Genomic DNA, 20,268 nt, shown 5'->3' with positions numbered 1-20,268 from the left:
CGAGACGCTGCTGACGTAGCTACGCGCCACTGTGTCGGTCTCCGACGGTGGTGATGATGGGGACACCACGCAGCCTGCGTGGCTATCCTGGTCAAGGCACGGCCGAATCAGCTGGTCTAGTCCATGGAGGACGGTTAACCGGTGCGTTGCTCAACGAGCAGGCTGCCTGGACTAGGCTATCCCGGGGCAACAACCGCAAGGCATTCGTTGCCCGACTGTATGCGCAACGCCATCTAGCCGACCGCGGTCCACTGCGCGGTACTCGCATCGACCATCGACTCCGATGAGACGCTGGAGTGTTTCAACGAATTCATGTACGGCGCGTTGATGCTATAAATAAAAGCTAGCGGGGCAATGTAGAGCATGCCACATACAGACTCCGGATCAACAAATTCAACTAGCTCGATTCAGTGTTCACACTGGTAGTGCAGCGTCCCATTGCGCAGCGTGCACATCGGAATATGGAATAACCAAATTGCCCACGCCGGTGTCAGCAACCAGCGATCGTACTATCTGCATTATGTTGCACATCATTAAATTTTAGAGTCGACGGGTTCTCATCCAAGTTTGGGAGGCACAAATTATCCCAGCCATAACGCAAAGTTCCAGATTAGCTGGCTGCTTCTGCTCCGACTCACGAATCGTAAGCAAAGCCACGAAACATACACCAATGTGCGTTTGAAAAAATAGCGCATACGATAGCACTTTATTGAAAGCCGACAGGCCTTGTGCCCTCCAGCAAAAATCGCCCTATAACGGGATGAGTCCGTGCTTACGTCCCACCCGCCACCACTGCTGCTTGTCGCGCAACAGATGTAATGACTTGCGCAGCAACAGCCTGGTTTGGTGCGGCTCAACCACAGCGTCGATGAACCCGCGCTCGGCAGCAATCCACGGGATCGCCATGTTGAGATTGTAATTGTCAACGAAGGTCTTGCGGATCGCCTGGACGTCCGGCGAACTCGGATCTGGGAAGCGTTTCATTAAGAGCTGCGCGGCACCGTCAGCGCCGATCACGGCGATGCGCGCGGTCGGCCAGGCAAAGTTCAGGTCGGCGGCCAGCTGCTTGGATCCCATCACCGCGTACGCGCCGCCATAAGACTTGCGAATCGTGATCGTCACCTTCGGTACATCGGCCTCCACTACCGCATAAAGGAACCGACCGCCGCGCTTGATAATACCGTTTTTCTCCTGCTCTACCCCCGGCAAGAACCCAGGCGTGTCTACCACGAAAACCAACGGGATATTGAAAGCGTCACAGAACCGGATAAACCGCGCAGCCTTGTCGGAGGCTTCATTGTCAATCGCCCCAGACAGGTGCATAGGCTGGTTAGCCACCACACCCACAGTGCGGCCGTCAACACGGGCATAGCCGGTGATGATGGCCTGTCCGGCTTGTGCGGCGACGTCCAGGAAATGGCCATCATCGAAAATCCGTAGCAGAACCTCACGCATGTCATATGCCGTATTGTCTGAATCCGGCACGATTGAGTCTAACTCGAGGTCATGTGCCATGATCTCAGGCTCCAGGCCAGGGTTCACGATCGGCGCTTTGTCGAAGCAGTTGGGCGGCAGAAATGACAGGAAATCCCGCACGTAACCGAATGCGGCCGCCTCAGACTCCACCACCTGGTGGATGTTGCCGTACTTAGCCTGGGAGTCGACGCCGCCCAGCTCATCTAAGCTCACCTCTTCTCCGGTCACGTCCTTGATGACGTCAGGGCCGGTGACAAACATGTAACCCTGGCCACGCACCGCAACCACCAAGTCAGTCTGGATCGGCGAATACACCGCTCCCCCAGCGCATTTTCCCAAAACAATAGAGATCTGCGGCACAATTCCACTCAGTAGCTCGTGTCGGCGACCCAACTCGGCGTACCATGCCAACGAGGTCACCGCATCTTGGATGCGTGCACCACCAGAGTCGTTAATGCCGACAATCGGGCATCCAGCCATCGCGCACCACTCCATGAGCCGGGCCACTTTGCGGCCGAACATCTCACCGACCGTGCCACCGAACACCGTCTGGTCGTGCGAGAACACCCCGACCTGCCGGCCGTTAATGAGGCCGTGTCCGGTGACAACACCATCGCCGTAGAGCGCGTTGGGATCACCCGGAGTGCGCGTCAGCGCGCCGATCTCAAGAAACGTGCCCGGATCGACCAACGCGTAGATGCGGGCACGGGCACTTGGGATATTCTTCTTGTCGCGCTTGGCGGCGGCCTTTTCACCTCCGGGCTCGTTGGCCAACTCCAGCCGAACGCGAAGCTCAGCCAGCTTCTCGGCTGTACTCTTCATAATCATTTGGGCGCCTTCTGCTCAGCCTCAATCTTGTTCAACGCCTGGCTCATATGTTCGCCCACCTTAGCGATGATCGGTTCGTCGATGGCCTGGATGTGCTCGCCACCGATCGGCACCACTTCGAGATCGGAAACGTACTCTCCCCAGCCGCCGTCCGGTTTACGGACGGCATAGCGCGGCTCGAACATGATCGCGTCGTCGTGGTAGCGATCAGCCATATACAAGGTGACATGCCCGTCGTATGGCTGAATCTGGGCAGTGTCGATCGCCCGGTTATCCAGATACGACGTGCGCTGGTGGTCGATGATTCCAGCCGGAATCTGTACACCACTTTGGCTGACGACGTCCAGCACAAACCGAACCTGACCCTCGTCGTCAAGTTCCTCAAGCTGCTCGTAAGGGATCTCCGGGACGGTAACGTTGAAGGTCCTCTCAGCGAACCGCGCGTAACGGTCCCAGCGCTTTCGGATCTCCTCCTTGGTCTGCGGGATCTCCTCGCCCGCACGTACCGCGTCGATCAACCCCACCCACGCGACCTCTTTACCCGCGCTCCTCAGCCCGATCGCACACGCGTAGGCTAGCACCCCGCCCAACGACCAACCGGCCAGAATGTAGGGGCCGTCGCCTTGCATCTCGATTAGCTTCGGCACGTAGACCGCCACACGCTCTTCGATCGAGCCTTCAACCCGCTCGAAGCCGTACATCGGGGTATCAGCAGGCAGCCGTTTGAGCAACGGCTCGTATACCACGGTCGAGCCTCCTGCGGGGTGGAAAACAAACACCGGCACTCTGGATTCACCTGCGGGGCCCTCTGCACTGTCCTCGGCCCGAGGCCGGATAGCGCGGACGAACCCATCGATCTGTCCAGCCTCCAAATAGTTGCGCACCTTGCCGGCCAGCGCCTCGATGTTCTCCGACGTCAGCACGTCCTCGGCAGTGATCGTCCCTTCAGCGCGCTCGGAAAGCCGCTGCGCCATCTTGGCAGCAGTGTCACCATCCAGTTTGGGCAAAGTATCGAAAATGCCGCCTGGGGACTTTCCAGTGACGATCGCCCAGGCAGCGAAGGTGACCCGCTCGGCGGCATCACGCGGCGGTACGTCGGAGTTGAGCACCTTGGCAACCGCTTCTGAGGTAAGCGCCTCAGCAGCTGCTACCAGATTGGGCTGCACCCCGTTACTGGGCGGGTCAGTGGGGTCCGTGGGTGGCGGCGGAATCGGAGCCTCGGAAGCGGGCAGCGTCACCGGCGACACGCCACTGAGCAGTTCCATCTGCGCCTTGGCGATCGCCGCTGCCGTCTGGGTCTTCTGGTACTCGTGTAACTGCTCGACGTCGTCTCGGTGCTTGATCGCATACTCGATCAACTTCTCGACATTGTAGAGATTAGCGTCGCGTACGGCCTGCAACTGGATCGGCGGCAGGTCGAAATCGTACTCAACACGATTCTTGATCCGCACCGCCATCAACGAGTCCAAACCCAGCTCGACCAGCGGCACCTCCCAAGGCAGGTCTTCAGGTTCGTAACCCATGGCCGCAGCCACAATCGTGCTCAACCGGTGACCAATGGTCTCGCCGGAATCGGGTGACCACTTGCCCATGTCGGACGGTAGATAACGGTTGGTCAGGCTATCTGACAGGATTTCTGCGTCCGACTCCTCGGCGGCTACCGTCACCGCATCAGCCGGCACCGTGATCGAAGCGATCGCTGTTCCCGCACCTACTGCCGTCGGCAGAACCGATTCTTGACCTCCCCGCGCAACCAATGCATCATACACCAGCGTGAAGGATTCATCGATGCGGGCATGCACCTGAACCGAGGCACCGCCTGGATGTCGAGTCAACATCGTCACCAGTCTGGCGCCGGCGCCAGGCATCGCACGCTGCTCGGCAGCCGTCAAGTGTGCGCCCGGAAGTACTTGCGATACAGCGGCTCTCACCAACGCCGCAAGATCCGTTTTATCCCGGGGGGCGAATTCCCAGACGTGTCGACTATCCGGCAATGCAACATGGTTCCCCGGCATGGACACCGAACCGTCTCCGGCGAAATGCACGTCGAGCCAATGTTCCTTGCGCTTGAACCGGGTCGGCGGAATGTCCGCGTAATCCTCGGGTCCAACGGCGCGACTAAACAGAGTCCAGATGTCCAAGTCGTGGCCATACACATAAAGCTGCGCCATGGTGGAGATCATCGACTCCACTTCGTCTTGATTGCGGGAAAGCGTCGGGATCAGCTGTGCGTCATGCAAACCAACCGCTGCCGTAGTCAGACCCACCTGCATCAGCGCCACCGCGTTGGGTGCCAACTCCAAGAACGTGGTGTGGCCGTTGTCGACGGCATTGCGGATGCCTTGGGTGAAATGGACGCTGTGACGCAGCCCCTTCTTCCAATAATCCACGTCGTGAATCGGGTCGGAGCCGGGCTTGATGTAGCTGCCCTCGTGCACCGTCGAGTAGATGCCGGCAGTCGGGCTCATCGGCTTGATGCCCTGCAGTTCCGCAGCGAGTTCGCCGAGCAGGGGATCCATCTGCTGGGTGTGGCTGGCGCCCTTGGTTGCGAATTTGCGGGCGAACTTGCCCTCAGCTTTGGCGCGGGCGATGATCGCGTCCACCTGCTCAGGCGGACCGCCGATGACGATCTGGGTGGGTGCGGCGTAGACGCACACCTCTAAATCGGGGAAATCGGAGAACACCGTCTTGATCTCGTCGGCGGAGTACTCCACCAACGCCATCAGACGGATGTACTCGCCAAACAGCATCGCCTCGCCCTCACCCATCAAATGCGAACGCGAGCAGATCGCCCGAGTCGCGTCGCGCAACGACAACCCACCAACAAAGTAGGCGCATGCAGCCTCGCCTAGCGACTGACCGACCACTGCTGCAGGCTTGGCTCCGTGATGCTTAAGCAGCTCACCGAGTGCGATCTGGATCGCGAAAATGGTTACCTGAGTGGTCTCGATACCGTAATCCTGCGCATCATCTAGAATAAGCTCAAGCACCGAATAGCCTCGCTCATCTTGCACGAGGGCGTCGACCTTCTCAATCCACTCGGCAAAGACCTGGTTTCGTAAATACAGGCTCTTGCCCATCTCGCGGTGCTGCGCACCGAACCCGGCGAACACCCACACCGGGCCGTTGGTCACCGGGCCGTCGACGCTGAACACGTGCGGCCGCTGCTTGCCCTCGGCGATCGCCCGAAAACCTTCGATAGCCTCGTCATGGTAATGGGCCAGCACTACTGCACGGGAGCGACCGTGGTTACGCCGTGACAGCGATCGACCAATCGACTCCAGCGACGACGCACGGCCTTGCGGGCTGTCCATCCAATCCGCCAGCTCAGCAGCGGCGGCTTTCTTGCGTGAGGTTAAAAATGATGACACTACCAACGGAATCAAGGGGGCCGTAACTTGTTTTACTGCAAGCGCTTCCAGTGCAGCTTGCTTGAGCTGCAACGCCTCGTCGGTCATACCCGGCAGCTCGGGCTCAGATTCTCCAAAGTCGGCGACGTCGGTAATGATCTCGCCGCATTCGTCAAACCGCAGTACACGGCCTTCCAGCATGGCTGTCTCGGTTGTGGCCGCCGCTGGCACAGGAGACTCTGGTTGCCGCTCAGGTTCGATGACATCCCTCGGCAACACCTCACGCACCACCAGGTGCGCGTTGGCACCGCCAAAACCGAAGCTCGACACCCCGGCGAGCGCGTAACCGCCGTAGCGCGGCCAGTCGGTCGCCGTGTCGATAACCTTCAGGCGCATCGCATCGAAGTCGATGTACGGGCTGGGTCCGGCGAAATTGATCGACGGCGGCAACTTGTCATGCTGCAGAGCCAGCACCACTTTGACCATGCTAGCGGCACCAGCCGCCGATTCCAGGTGTCCCACATTGGTTTTCACTGCACCTAGCAACGCCGGCCGATCAGCGGGACGCCCCCTACCCACGACGCGACCTAGCGCCTCAGCCTCGATCGGGTCACCCAGGACGGTACCGGTGCCGTGCGCTTCGATATAGTCGACGGTACGCGGGTCGATACCGGCGTCCTTGTAGGCCCGGCGCAGCACGTCGGCCTGAGCGTCTTGGTTGGGTGCAATCAGACCGTTGGACCGACCGTCATGGTTTACCGCGCTGCCGGCGATCACCGCCAGGATCTGGTCCCCGTCACGGCGGGCGTCGTTCACCCGCTTGAGTACCAGCACACCGCCACCCTCAGAGCGGGTGTAGCCATCGGCATCCGACGAGAAGGACTTGATCCGTCCGTCAGGAGCCAGCACCGAACCAATCTCGTCGAAACCAAGAGTCACCATTGGCGTGATCAAGGCATTAACACCGCCGGCCACAACCACATCGGCTTCGCCGTTGCGCAGTGCCTGCACGCCCTGATGAATTGCCACTAGCGAACTCGAACATGCGGTATCGATAGTGACCGACGGCCCGCGGAAATCGTAGAAGTACGATACCCGGTTAGCGATAATAGAACTGCTGGTACCGGTGATCGCATAGGGGTGGGCTATCGTTGGGTCGGAAACCGCTAAGAAGCTGTAGTCGTTGGTGGAGCTGCCGATATACACGCCGACAGCCTCGCCACGCAGACTCGACGCGGGAATGCGGGCATGCTCGAGGGCTTCCCATGTGAGTTCCAGCGCCATCCGCTGCTGCGGGTCGATGTTTTCGGCTTCGGTCTTGGCTACAGCAAAGAAATCTGAGTCAAAACCCTTAATGTCCTTCAAATAGCCGCCACGAGTGCGAGCCTGCGCGATTCGCTGCGCCAGCCGTGGTTCGCCAAGGAATTCCGACCAACGGCCGGCGGGCAGATCAGTGATGGCGTCGCGGCCTTCCAGCAGCGCCCGCCAGGTTTCCTCGGGGGAGTTCATATCTCCCGGCAGCCGCGTCGACAAGCCCACCACCGCGATATCGATGCGCTCTGCGGAGCCTGTACGCGACCAGTCGAAAGCGTCGGTGTCGTCGTCGATCGTTTCCGATTCGCCCTCGATAATGCGGTTCGCTAAAGATTCGATGGTCGGATACTGGAATGCCACCGCAACCGACAGGGTAACTCCGGTCAGATCTTCGATGTCGGCGGCCATCGCCACAGCATCCCGCGACGCCAATCCGAGCTCCACCATAGGCGCCGACTCGTCGATGTCGTCGGGAGATTTCCCGACGACTTTACCTACCCAATTGCGCAACCATTGCCGCATCTCGGGCACAGTTGTTATGCGTGTTATACGCCGCACTTCCTCATCGCTTCGCTCTGCATCGTCGCCGAAGCGCATCTTGGTCTTCTCAGCGGGGAGGTTCGCTTGAGGGTCCTGGTTCAATTGGGGAGGGTCCTGGTTCAATTGGGGTGCGTCTACGTCAGCCATGTGTGCCTTGCTCAGAATTCAGCAGCGAAAACCGTCGGAGAGCTGGCGCCGCTGCGCAGACTACCGTCAATGTAGGCGGCGCGGCAGGCGCGCCGGCCGATCTTGCCGCTGGAAGTGCGGGGAATCGTTCCGGCCGGCACCAGCAGCACATCACGCACCGCCACCCCATGCCTCACAGCGATAGCCGCGCGGATGTCGTCAACGATGGGCTGGTAGTCAAGCTTGTGCGTGCCAGCAGCGCGCTCCCCGACGATCACCAACTGCTCGGAGGTGTCCTCGGCATCGAACTTTAGGCCGACGTGCGGGTCCTCGAGCACCACCTGGGCCAATTGGTTGGCGGGGACGGAGAAGGCGGCTACGTAGCCAACGCGCAACGCCTTAGTCGATTCCTGTGCCGTGTATTCCAGGTCCTGCGGGTAATGGTTGCGGCCATCGATGATGACGAGGTCCTTGATCCGGCCGGCTATATAGAGATGGTCCTTGAAGTAGGTGCCGTAGTCTCCGGTACGCACCCACGACGCGTCGTCGGAGGCTCCTTCGGCACGCGACTCACTGATCCGAGATTTGAGGATGTTGTTGAAGGTCTGGGCGGACTCTTCTTCCTTGCCCCAATAACCGGTACCGAGGTTGTTGCCGTGCAGCCAGATCTCACCGATCTGCCCGTCTGGTAACTCACTGGCAGTGTCGGCATCGACGATGATCGCCCATTCGCTCACCCCGACCTTGCCCGCGGAAACCTGGGCTACCGCGTTCGGTGCATCAGCGGGCACCTCCACGAATCGCTGATTGTTCAGCTCGTAGCGGTCCACGTGGATCACCGTGGGCGACTCGTCCATCGGGGTGGTCGAGACAAACAGTGTAGCTTCGGCTAGCCCGTAGGACGGCTTGACGGCGGTCTGCTTCAAACCGTACGGCGCAAACGCTTCGAAAAACTTGCGCATCGACGCCGGTGACACCGGCTCGCTGCCGTTGAGGATGCCTTTGACGTTACTCAGATCCAGTGGCAACTCGTCATCTCGAGGCAGTCCACGCATCGCGGCGTGTTCAAACGCGAAGTTCGGCGCCGCCGAGAAGGTGCCGCCGGTGTCTTCGGGCTTACGCGCAAGTTCGCGAATCCAGCGACCGGGCCGACGCACGAACGCCGCGGGCGTCATAAAGGTAAAGCTGTGACCAAGAACCGACGGGAGCAGCACCGTAATAAGACCCATGTCGTGGAAGAACGGAAGCCAGCTGACCCCACGGTCGCCTTCCTGTCCTTGCAGGGAATTCAGCACCTGCAATACATTGGTGGGTAGGTTCAGGTGGGTGATCTGCACGCCGCTCGGAATGCGGGTGGAGCCCGACGTGTACTGCAGATAGGCCACGGTTTCCTCGTTTGCCTCAGGCTGCTGCCAGGTGGCGGCAACCTCGTTGGGCACTGCGTCAACCGCGATAACGCGAGTTCGCTCCTTAGCAAACCGACCCCGGATGAACTTGCGGACACCTTCGGCGGAGTCGGTGGTAGTTAGGATAGTCGAGGGAGTGCAATCGTCGAGCACTGCGTGTAACCGGCCGACATGCCCCGGCTCGGCCGGGTCGAACAACGGCACCGCGATCCGGCCGGAATACAGGGCACCGAAGAAGGAGATCAGGTAGTCCAGGTTCTGCGGACATAGGATGGCGATGCGGTCACCCGGCTGGGTGACTTGTTGTAAGCGGGCGCCCACCGCTCGGTTGCGGGCGCTGAATTCGGACCACAAAATGTCGCGCGCGACACCATCGCGGCCGGTGGAGAAGTCCAGGAATCGATAAGCCAACTTGTCGCCGCGAACCTTTGCCCACTTTTCGACGTGACGGACCAGGTTGGTATTAGGCGGGAACCTGATCTTTCCATTCACAATGAACGGGTTGTGGTACGCCATGCGACCCTCTCCTGTCACGACACATCTCTCGGTCGGCTTCGCCGACAGTTCCAACCTGCACCCGGGCCAACCTTCGAACGACGCACATTTAGGCGTGCGCTGGCCACTGCTAGCTTCGACCCGAACGGGTCAACCACATGATCTTAAATTTCTCTTAATGTTAAGTGGTCTCGCGCGACAGACCAAATCACAAGGTTACGGTGATCGTGCACACTAGAGGCCTATTCTAGGCCATCTCATCCATGTTTAGGATGCGGCGCACCTTCGATAAGCCGATGTACCCAATTCAATGTCCAAACGGTCGCGGGCGCTCCGTCAAGATCCCAGAACTGGGCAGTAGCATACATCGCGTGGATAGGCTGACCGGCGCCGCTGGCCAGGGTGTTCAGTGTGGCAGGCAGATTAGCGACACTGAATGCCTCCGCTGGGGCAGCGCAAATGAGGTCGCCGGGAGCGCAAATCTCATTGGTCCTACTGTGCAGCACGCCAAACCCACCAGGCCGCGCGCCCGTCATGGTCATACCGAGCCCCGACAGAACTGGCACCTCATGCAAGGTAACCTCGGCACCCTCACCCGGAGGGTTGGGCCCGATGTCGTTACCAACTCCCTGTTGCCGACGGCCATCGGCAATCAGTGTCACACCGAGCACCAGATCGTCATCGACGGGTCCGTGGCCGTTCCCGATATCGCTGGTAATGTCGCCGGCGATCACCGCGCCCTGCGAAAAACCCACCAGTACGTAACTAGTCAACGGGCACTTGTTATTCACATTGATCATCTCTTGAACCATTGCGCGGGTACCTTCCGCACGGCTGTCGTTATAGGTCATCTGCTTGTCGCCACTTAGCGGATTGTGGAACTGCGCGGTGTACGGAATCGTGTACGTCTGCACTCGGGAGGTGGGAAACTGCTGGCCGATCGTCATAGTCGAGTTGCGCAGCAACGCATCGGGAAATTGCACCGGATCAAGTGGATTGTCCTGCAAAGACGACTCCCAAGTGCCAGGAACAACGAGCAACTGCACATCGGGGCAGGACACGTCTTGAAAAGCGGGTCGGGGTTTCCGGGGGTGAGGTGCGGTAGACGGAATGGGCAGCACACCGGGAGGCAGTGAACTGCGCGGGGATTCGGCGCTGCGCAACAGGATCACCACAGCCACAATGGCCAGCGCCACGACGGCCGCCATCGACAAGGCAGCCGTCCAGGCGAGGACTCGGTGGCGCTTACGTGGCACTTTCTCGACCATTCGGGATCTCCTGCTAACAGAATCGGCAGGTCCCTCGGAAGGTTCCGGTGCACATACGGTGTGCGGTGGCGATGCTCACCGCTAACCATCCGAGCACGCCCCATACACGATACCGGCTCGTCACCACAACACCTCCCGTGCCACTGGTTCCTCCCTAGCGAATGGCGCCGACGATATCGCCCGACATAGCAGCCAACTGCGGCGCCCACGCCCCCCAGCCGTTGTCACCACCACCCGAGAAGTCAAAGTGACCGTTGTGCCCACCGACGCTGCGGTACTGTTGGTAAAACTCCCGGGAGCTGCCCATCGATGCGACTGCCTGACCAATCATTGCGTCGATGTCGCCACCCATAGTCATCGGACTGTAGACCCACACGCGGGTGTTGTTCTGCGCCAAAAGCGAAGCATGCACGTAGGGGTCATGCCACTTCCACCGGCCCAGCTGCGGGGCGCCCCACATCCCGTTGCCGTCGATACCGCCAAACTGCTGCAGGCCAGCAAGAATGGCACCATTGTAGTTTGTGCTCGAGGGGTACACAAACCCGGACAACGAACCAGCGAAGCCGAAACGGTCGGGGTGGAAAGCCGCCAGCGCCAGCGCAGCATACCCACCCTGCGAGGCGCCGACGGCCGCGTGGCCGTCGGGCGCCAAACCCCGTTTGGTGGCCAGCCAGTCGGGAAGCTCGCTGGACAGGAAGGTATCCCACTGCTTGCTGCCGTCATTCTCCCAGTTTGTGTACATGCTGTAGGCGCCGCCGGCGGGAGCCACCACCGAGATACCCCTGCCTCCCAACGTGGTCATCGCATTGCCCGCAGTAACCCAGTTACTGACATCCAAGGCGGCGTTGAAGGCATCAAGCAGGTACACCGCGTGCGGCCCCCCGGCCATGAAAGCGACCGGAATATCCCGGCCCATTGCGTTCGACGGCACCATCAAGGATTCGTAACCCGCAGCCTTGGCGTTGCCAGCGGTTCCCGCCAGTAGTACGGCCGCAGCGAACACCCCTACTGCCAGGGCGGCGACGCAGAGCACCCGCACAACTGCTGACAGACCCCGCACGCCTAACCTCCATCGCCGATGCTGCGTGAACAGTATTCGATGATTCGATGCAAGGCGAACCCACCTCCGTGGGGTAGTGAATAACACCACACGGGTTGAAGCTACCCGGAAATAGCTAACGGCGGCGACCTCCACAGGTCGCCGCCGTTAGCGGTATAGGCTAAGCACCCGGGGTAGCCCCTAAATACTGCTGAAGGTCAGGCTTCATGTCGTTCAGCTGTTCGCCCCAGTACTCCCAGCTGTGTGTCCCGCTGTCCGGGAAGTTGAAGACGGCGTTGTGACCGCCGCCTGCGTTGTAACCGTCCTGGAATTTGATGTTGCTGGTACGCACTAAGCCCTCGAGCAACTTGGCGGGCAAGTTGTTGCCGCCCAATTCCGTAGGCTTGCCATTACCACAGTACATCCAGATGCGAGTGTTGTTGGCAATCAGGGTGCCAACGTTCACCGTCGGGTCGTTGCGCTTCCATGCCGGGTCCGTGGACGGGCCCCACATATCCGCGGCCTTGTAGCCGCCGGCGTCACCCATCGCCAGACCGATTAGCGAGGGACCCATTGCGTTGGAGGGGTCTAGCAAGCCCGACATCGAGCCAACATAGATGAACTGGTCCGGGTGGTAGATCGCCAGCGTCAGGGCCGACAAACCGGCCATCGAAAGACCGACCGCCGCGCTGCCGGTGGGCTTTATCTGCTTGTTGCTCTGCAGGTACTGCGGCAGCTCGCTAGTCAGGAAGGTCTCCCATTTGTAGGTCTGGCAACCGGCCTTGCCGCAGGCCGGGCTGTACCAGTCGCTGTAGAAGCTGGACTGTCCTCCGACCGGCATGACTACCGAAATACCGGACTGATAGTACCACTCGAAAGCGGTGGTATTGATGTCCCAACCGCTGAAATCGTCCTGCGCGCGCAACCCGTCTAACAGGTACAGTGCGGGGGAGTTGGCGCCGCCGTTTTGGAACTGGACCTTGATGTCACGTCCCATCGACGGTGATGGCACCTGAAGGTACTCCACCGGCAATCCCGGCCGGGAGAACGCTTCCGCGGGGGCCGAGCCGACGACACCGATCAGAGCCGACAGCAAGGCCACACCCATGGCCTCAACGACGAGTCGGCGCAGCATACCCGCCACGGCACCTCGAAACCTATCAACAAACTTCATTCTTGCTTCCTCATCCTTTACGCGCATTGTTACGTGTCGGCGCATCCTTAAATCAGGTAGAACTCTTAAATCAGGTAGAACTGCATGCGCTAAACGCTGCAGTGCCCGTGTAGTCAACCACAACTTAGGGCGTCCACCAGCATCGAGCGAGTCACTCAAACCACCATGCGGTGTCGGTTTTCGGTGATTTTCACGCCACAAGCGGCCCCGAAAACAACATTTCCGCACATGTCTGGCTGGCGGCATCGCGCAGGTGAGGATTTGATATGCTGTTTCGCTGTCAGTATTTCGCGGCATCAGCCGATGCCTGTCTAAAATTCCTGCCGGTCAGGTCGACACAACGACCGAAAATGCCAACTTCACGCATTTGCGAATCGTCGCCGAGTGCTCATTCGGGCGGGGTAGCAGGAAGCACGTCAGGCACCGGCAGCCCACACCTAACGAGCTCGTAGAGCGGAACACGGTCGAACCGGTACCGGGTGAACTCAAACGAATTCAACAGGTTGGAGATGAACCGATGCAAGGCCATCGGGGCGCGCACCGAGCTCAGCACCGCCTGGGTCCCGGAGCACTGCAGGGCCGCTACCGCTTGCGCAATCCATGCCTGATCAAGATAGCCAGGAATACCTGGGTACCATTTCACCCAGGGACCGTCGGCGATCACCCAGTCCGGGAAGAGGTTTTTGTCATGCCCGATCCGGCCGTGCTGCAGCCGTTCGGTGTGCTGCGCCAGAGGATTTGCCAACCCGATCTGGTCGATCACCCTGACATCGAGCCCGACGTTCATGCCAAGCATACCGAGGTTGGTGAAAAATACCGTGTGCTGGGGTTTTTGGGACACTAGGCTGTCCGGGGGACTTCCTGGTGAAGATGGCGACAGCTGGATCATCGGCACAAGATCCCACTTAATGTAGTTGCCAGATGGTAGCAACAACGCGCCGTCAGGGGTGTTGTTGAGTGCTACCAGGACCGCAGCCATCCGTGGATAACCCAGGTAATCGGCCGCAGTCAACGGATGGGCGTGACCGGTTGCCTGCGCGTAGAAGCGTCGCTCGTCGACGATCCCCGAGTAGCTGACGTTGGTGGCGTCATCACCCATCCCCGGCGAGTTAGCTGCCCACAGCGACCAACCCGCAACCCCCAGCCACAGCAGGCTGGTCACACCTGCCAGCCAATTACCAGTCTGCCGCGAAAAGTCCGCACCTTCGGAAATCACCACCGGAATGACCACGACCGGAGCCAGCAAACAAAATAGCGGCGCCAACAACACCCGGCCGTGCATAAAGTCGCCGCCTTGCCGGATCCAATAAAACGCCTGCAGGAGTCCGCTGAAGACGACAAAGACCACGACAGCCGGCGGGCTTTGTACCGCCCGGGCCACACGCCCGGAGTCGGGGGTCTCCAGAGGGTGCATAAATGATGGCCAACGATGAATCAACATCAGCAACAATCCCAACAGCACCAAGAGCACCAACGGCACCCAAAGTACGTAGGGCTGGTTGAAGTTCGACAGATAAATTATGCCTTGTGACCACTTGTCGCCCGCTGCGTCCTTGGCCAAGGCGGTACCCGGCACCAGTAAACCATAGTAGCCCATCCGGAAAAGCTGGTAGGCAACTGGCAGGGATCCGCCAGCCACCACGATCAGCGCCCGAAGCCAACAGGTCCGAGCCGCGATCATCAGCATGATCAGCGCAGACCCGCCCATCAGCGCCAACTCGGGGCGGACCAGAACACTGCACCCCGCTACGAAGGCCAGTGCACCGATGAATCGTCGGCTTTGCGACCGATTCCGCAGTGGCTGCGCCCAACAAACCATCATCCACCACAACAGCCCCAGATAGGTCAATACCAAGCCGCTCTCCAAACCGGATGTGGCGAAGTCCCGCGCCGGCGGCAGCGCAACGTAAACCAGCGCACCGGCGGGCAGCATGATCGCCTGACGACCCTGCAAGCTAGGTGCATACAACCGGCCTGTACCCAGCATCAGCAACACCATGCCAAGTACAGAAAGAACAAGAGCCGCGGCCAACGCCACATACTCGAAGCGCATCGGCCCGCCGACCCAGCTGCCCGCATAAAGTAGGTAGGTCCATACCGTGGAAGTGTTGGCCTCCACCCGCTCACCTTGGTTGAACACCGGCCCGTTGCCAGCCAGCAGGTTGCGCACAGTGCGCAAGACGATCAACCCGTCGTCAGCGATCCAACGTCGTTGCCAGGCCCCCCAACCAAACAACGCAGCCACCAGCAACACACTGGCCCATAGACTGACCCGGACCACAATGTGGTACGGAAACAGCGGCCAACCGACCTGCCTGCTCACCATTCGGCGCCGCATCGCCGGACCCCTTGGGCCCGTGAGACCAGTCAGATCGGGACTAGCCGAAGACAACAGCAGCACCAATTGTTCCGGCCCACGTTAGTGCCAGTAGCTGAAGCACCCGGTCACGTAGCGCGATGCCTTCGGGCTCTCCGGCCAACCCGCCGTCGACATCCACCGCGTAACGCAGGATAGCGATAGTGAACGGGACCATCGACACCGCAAACCAGGACCCCGAGTGGCGGTCGCGCTCGAACGCCCACAGCCCATAACACATCACCACCGCGGTGGCAGACAACGTCCAAACGAATCGCAAATAGGTACTAGTGTAGCTTTCCAGCGACTTGCGGATCGCCGCTCCAGTGCGTTCGGTCAATTGCAGCTCGGCATATCGCTTGCCGGCCACCATGAATAGCGATCCGAACGCCGCTGTCAGCAAAAACCACTGTGACAATGGGATGTTGGTGGCCACACCGCCGGCAATTGCCCGGATCAAATATGCCGACGACACGATGCAGATGTCGACCACTGCTTGGTGTTTGAGGCCGAAGCAGTAGCCCAGCTGCATGCCAATGTAGATCACCATTACTAGTGCCAAATTTGGCGTCATTAGCCAGGCAACGACCAGGGAGGCCACCCCCAGCACCACTGCGAGAGTGTAGGCCAGCCACTCGGTCACCACGCCGGCTGCGATCGGGCGGAACCTCTTGGTCGGGTGCTCCTGGTCAGCCTCGATGTCGCGCACGTCGTTGATCAAGTACACCGACGAGGCCGCCAGACTAAATACCACGAAAGCTAGCGACACTTCGGTCAGTAGTTCAGCATATCTGTAGTGCATGCCGCCGCCCAAACCGGCTAACGGCGCAGCCAACACCAGCACGTTCTTCACCCACTGCCGCGGGCGAATCGCCTTAACCACCCCGATGACCAGGTTCCCCGAAGAACCGATCATCACGTCTTCGCTCATTTGACCGCACTTCCCGAGCTGAGGCCGTGTTGGACAGTCCATCTGCGTGATAACCGGCTATCGAAACGGGCGGTAGTACCTGCGACCGCGGCACCGAGCACGACACCGAAGGCCACATCACTGGGATAGTGCACCCCCAGCACTATCCGCGACAGCGCCATCGGAGCCACTAGCACCGCGGCAACTATTCCTTTTGGCAGTCTGCTAGCTCGACCGATCAATATGGCCGCGGCTGCGGTCGAGGTGGCATGTGCCGACGGAAAGCTGAGCGGACTGGGTGTACCGACATTCACTGTGACGGCCGGATGGTTCGGCCGGATACGCCGGACCATCCGTTTGATCAGCACGGCAGCCACATGTGCAGCAAACACGCCGGCCCCCGCCACCAGCCAGTACCGACGGCGGCACGGCACCAGGATCGCGCCAAGTAATGATATCGCCAGCCAGCCGATGCTGTGTTCTCCGAAGTGCGACATTCCTCGTGCCGTGGGCAGCACACCGGGTCGGTCAACCAACACCGACTGAACAGCCGCGATAGCGGCCAACTCGCCAGTAGGCGCCTTATCTTCAGGCATGCTCGGGCTCTTGTTCGGCGGGGAAGCGTGTAGGAGAGTCTGGGAGCGGCAACAACGCCATCTCCCACTTCTGCTTGCTAGACAACACGGGCAATGCATCGCGGTAGATCTTGCGCAGCTCGTCGAACCTACGCGCCAGCTGAAGCTGACGGTGCAGTGAGGAAAACAGCAGTAAAAACATCTTGGCCCGGTCACGCTGTCGGTAGACCACGCCGCATCCGTCGGCGGTGGTGACGGTGACACCGTCAACCGTGCATAGCCGGAACCAGCGCGCGTCCTGAGTGGGTATGTTGAATTCCGGGCGTTTGTGGCATTCGGGGTCTGCCGCAGTAAGGTTGTGGAATATACCGCGCAACAGTCGATAGACTATAGAGAGCGGATTCTCCGGTGGCTTCATCACCTTGTTTTTGTGCACAGGAGGCGGCAATTCAGTGGCTGCTGGCAAGACAACCGCGTCGGGGTATTCCTTGCGCATACGGTGCACTTCAGGGAGCGCTGATTCCAGAATCGAGAAGATGTGGTCCGGGCCGGCCAAGAAGTCGTCGATAGCCTTGTTCTGGATTGCCACTGTTGAATATTCAAGACAGGCAAGGTGTTTCAGTGTCGCCTTCAGATGACTGCGGACCAGGCCGGTGACGTCGCCATCCCAGTGCATAGCCGCGACCACCAACCGGTTGCGCAAATGAAAGTAGGCCTGCCAGTCGATGGCGTCATCTTTATCGCTCCAGGCCATGTGCCAGATCGCCGCGCCGGGCAGTGTGACCGTTGGATAGCCGTGCTCGGCGGCCCGCAGACCGTAGTCGGCGTCATCCCACTTGATGAACAGCGGCAGCGGCTGTCCCAATTCTTCGGCGACTTGCCGCGGGATCATGCACGTCCACCAGCCATTATAGTCTACGTCGATACGCCGGTGGAGCAGCTTGCTTTTGTCTTCTTTGTCGTTCAACGGGTATTCGACGAAATCGTGGTCGTACTCGGCGTGCGGCGCGGCAGTCCAAATAAAGTTCGATCGGTTCACCACCTCGCCCATGATGTGCAGGTGCGACGGCTCCTGCAGACTAAGCATCTGGCCGCCCACCAGCATTGGACTCTTGGCGAAGCGGTGCATCGCCAAAACCCGCAGAATCGAGTCCGGCTCAATGCGAATGTCGTCGTCCATGAACAAAATCTGTTGACAGTCAGTGTTTTTCAGCGCTTCATACATCACTCGGCTATAGCCGCCGGAACCGCCTAGGTTGGGCTGGTCGTGAATGGAAAGCCGATCGCCCAGCCGGGCAGCCGCCTCCGGGAAGTCCGGATGATCCCGCACTTTCCGGACACCCTGATCGGGCACGATCACCGCCCCAATCACTTCGTCCACCAACGGGTCAGCGGTGAGTTCGGCCAGCGCGTTGGTACAGTCTGCGGGCCGATTGAACGTCGGTATGCCTACCGCGATATTGGCCCTGCCCGGAGCCGGGGAAGTAGCGTACCAGCCACCGCTGCACAAGGTTACCCTGGTTTCGGCGGTGATGTCGAACCAAATCCAGCCGCCGTCCTCGAACGGCTGCAGCCCAACTTCGAGTTCCACGACCTGAGCCTTACTGGCGTCATCCTCAACACCGGCGAACTCGCGGCCTTCGACGAAAATGCGGGCACCGTTGGCCTTGGTGCGGTAGACGTCGACGCGACCAGCTCCGGTCACCTCAACCCGTAGCACCACCGACTTGCAGATAGTCCAGCGGCGCCAGTAACTGGCCGGGAACGCATTGAAGTACGTGGCGAACGATACCTCGGACTCCGCACCGATCTGCAACGTGGTGGGGCTCAAAGCATGCGCACGCCGAGCGTTGGTGATCGACTCCACTAAATACAACTTGCGGACATCGAGAGGATCACCCGGACGCGGCAAAATGACTCGGGCAAGCAGACTCACGGCAGTCATTACGCGCCGCCTTCCCGTCCGATAGCTGGCGCTGCGTGCTGTGCAGCAGCTACCGCTGGTTCCTCCATCAGGGGAGAACCGTCACGCAGGTGCGGTGCAAGGATGTTATCGTACATGTTCAACGCGGCGGCAATGGCCATATGCATATCCAAATATTGGTAGGTACCCAGCCGCCCGCCGAACAGTACCTTCGACGACGCCGTCTCAGACTTAGCCTTGGCCCGATAGGCTGCCAACATGGCGCGGTCGGCCTCAGTGTTGATAGGATAGTAGGGTTCATCGTCATACCCCGCGAAGCGGGAGTACTCCCGCATTATCACCGTCTTGTCAATCGGGTAATGGCGCTCGCGGTGGAAGTGACGAAACTCGTGTATGCGCGTGAAAGGCACATCGAGATCACTGTAGTTCATCACCGGCGTCCCCTGAAAGTCACCGATAGGTAGCACTTCCACCTCGAAGTCCAGGGTCCGCCAGCCGAGGCGGCCTGCAGCGTAGTCAAAGTAGCGGTCCAGCGGGCCGGTGTAAACAACCGGGGCTCCGAGGCTGTCGGCACGCAGTTGATCGGCAACATCGAACCAGTCGGTGCCAAACCTTACTTCGATGCGGTCGTCGTCGGCCATCTTCGTGCACCATGCCGTGTAACCGTCGACCGGCAGGCCCTCGTAGATGTCGCTGAAGTATCGGTTGTCAAAGGTGTAGCGCACCGGCAGCCGACTAATCACGGCAGCCGGAAGCTCGGCGGGGTCGGTCTGCCATTGCTTTGCCGTGTATCCCTTGACAAACGCCTCATAGAGCGGCCGGCCAATCAGTGATATAGCTTTCTCTTCAAGGGTCTTTGCATCCGCCGTATCAATTTCAGAGGCCTGCTCGGCAATCAGCTGTCGCGCTTCGTCAGGAGTGAAGTACCTGCCGAAGAATTGCGACACCAGACCCAGTCCCATCGGAAACTGGTATACCTGCCCGTTGTGCACCGCGAAAACCCGGTGCCGGTAGTCGGTGAACTCAGTGAACTGCCGCACGTAGTCCCACACTCTCTTACTAGAGGTATGGAACAGGTGGGCACCGTACTTGTGAACTTCGATGCCGGTCTGCGGCTCGGCTTCGGAATAGGCGTTACCACCGATATGCGGACGCTTCTCGACAATAAGCACACGCTTGCCTAGCTGGGTCGCCACACGCTCGGCAATTGTCAGGCCGAAAAACCCCGAGCCAACAACGAAGAGATCAAAACTAACGGTCATCGGTTGCCTAGAGTATCTGACCTTTTCGGGCATAACCCTTATGTGACGGCTCGGGTTGGTCGTGATTCGACCGGGCAGGAACGGCTAACAACGGCAGTAATCGAGTGGCGAACTCAAGGTCGCAATTACCTCACGATTCAATATAACCACTCTGGTCACACTAACCATACTCGTACCATCAACCGTGTGGGGCTAATCCTGCGCACTCGAGACGTCGAGGGCAAG

The 20,268-nt window shown here is 59.9% G+C and carries 12 protein-coding genes; 1 reads left to right on the top strand and 11 read right to left on the bottom strand.

The window, feature by feature from the left end; translation table 11 throughout:
* The first annotated feature begins 56 nt into the window (after positions 1-56).
* Positions 57-287 carry a hypothetical protein gene (locus ML_RS00505; RefSeq protein ID WP_156517095.1) on the top strand — a complete coding sequence of 77 codons (231 nt, stop codon included), beginning with the start codon at positions 57-59 and terminating at the stop codon, positions 285-287.
* A 463-nt stretch (positions 288-750) separates the two neighbouring features.
* Here ML_RS00505 and ML_RS00500 read toward each other — a convergent pair whose 3' ends face one another.
* From ML_RS00500 to glf, 11 genes are all read right to left on the bottom strand, one after another.
* Complete coding sequence (locus ML_RS00500; protein ID WP_010907525.1) at positions 751-2,304, bottom strand: acyl-CoA carboxylase subunit beta; 1,554 nt, start codon at positions 2,302-2,304, stop codon at positions 751-753.
* Positions 2,301-7,565 (bottom strand): polyketide synthase Pks13, encoded by a 5,265-nt coding sequence (pks13, locus tag ML_RS00495; protein WP_414085578.1) that lies wholly within the window; start codon positions 7,563-7,565, stop codon positions 2,301-2,303. The genes ML_RS00500 and pks13 overlap by 4 nt, the downstream gene beginning before the upstream one ends.
* A gap of 101 nt (positions 7,566-7,666) precedes the next feature.
* Positions 7,667-9,556 (bottom strand): long-chain-fatty-acid--AMP ligase FadD32, encoded by a 1,890-nt coding sequence (gene fadD32 / locus ML_RS00490; protein ID WP_041322279.1) that lies wholly within the window; start codon positions 9,554-9,556, stop codon positions 7,667-7,669.
* 236 nt (positions 9,557-9,792) lie between these two features.
* On the bottom strand, positions 9,793-10,803 hold the full coding sequence (gene culp6 / locus ML_RS00485; RefSeq protein ID WP_010907522.1) for a carboxylesterase Culp6: 1,011 nt from the start codon (positions 10,801-10,803) through the stop codon (positions 9,793-9,795).
* 154 nt (positions 10,804-10,957) lie between these two features.
* Positions 10,958-11,863, bottom strand: a complete 906-nt coding sequence (locus ML_RS00480; protein ID WP_010907521.1) for an esterase family protein — start codon at positions 11,861-11,863, stop codon at positions 10,958-10,960.
* A gap of 160 nt (positions 11,864-12,023) precedes the next feature.
* Positions 12,024-13,016, bottom strand: coding sequence for a diacylglycerol acyltransferase/mycolyltransferase Ag85A (gene ag85A, locus ML_RS00475; RefSeq protein ID WP_010907520.1), 993 nt, complete (start codon positions 13,014-13,016; stop codon positions 12,024-12,026).
* A 388-nt stretch (positions 13,017-13,404) separates the two neighbouring features.
* Positions 13,405-15,408 (bottom strand): terminal beta-(1->2)-arabinofuranosyltransferase, encoded by a 2,004-nt coding sequence (gene aftB / locus ML_RS00470; RefSeq protein WP_414085577.1) that lies wholly within the window; start codon positions 15,406-15,408, stop codon positions 13,405-13,407.
* Positions 15,395-16,303: a decaprenyl-phosphate phosphoribosyltransferase gene (locus ML_RS00465; protein WP_010907518.1), complete on the bottom strand. Its 909-nt coding sequence runs from the start codon at positions 16,301-16,303 to the stop codon at positions 15,395-15,397. Before ML_RS00465 ends, aftB begins: the two co-directional genes overlap by 14 nt.
* A complete protein-coding gene (locus ML_RS00460) occupies positions 16,300-16,878 on the bottom strand; it encodes a phosphatase PAP2 family protein (RefSeq protein ID WP_010907517.1) in 579 nt (192 codons plus the stop codon). The genes ML_RS00465 and ML_RS00460 overlap by 4 nt, the downstream gene beginning before the upstream one ends.
* Positions 16,871-18,802 (bottom strand): glycosyltransferase, encoded by a 1,932-nt coding sequence (locus ML_RS00455; protein WP_010907516.1) that lies wholly within the window; start codon positions 18,800-18,802, stop codon positions 16,871-16,873. The genes ML_RS00460 and ML_RS00455 overlap by 8 nt, the downstream gene beginning before the upstream one ends.
* A complete protein-coding gene (gene glf, locus ML_RS00450) occupies positions 18,802-20,076 on the bottom strand; it encodes a UDP-galactopyranose mutase (RefSeq protein WP_231846668.1) in 1,275 nt (424 codons plus the stop codon). The genes ML_RS00455 and glf overlap by 1 nt, the downstream gene beginning before the upstream one ends.
* Positions 20,077-20,268 lie beyond the last annotated feature (192 nt).

Origin of the sequence: Mycobacterium leprae TN (assembly GCF_000195855.1) — a bacterium.
Classification (GTDB): domain Bacteria; phylum Actinomycetota; class Actinomycetes; order Mycobacteriales; family Mycobacteriaceae; genus Mycobacterium; species Mycobacterium leprae.
Note: the sequence above shows the minus strand (reverse complement) of the source record. Positions and strands in the feature narration are given on the sequence as shown.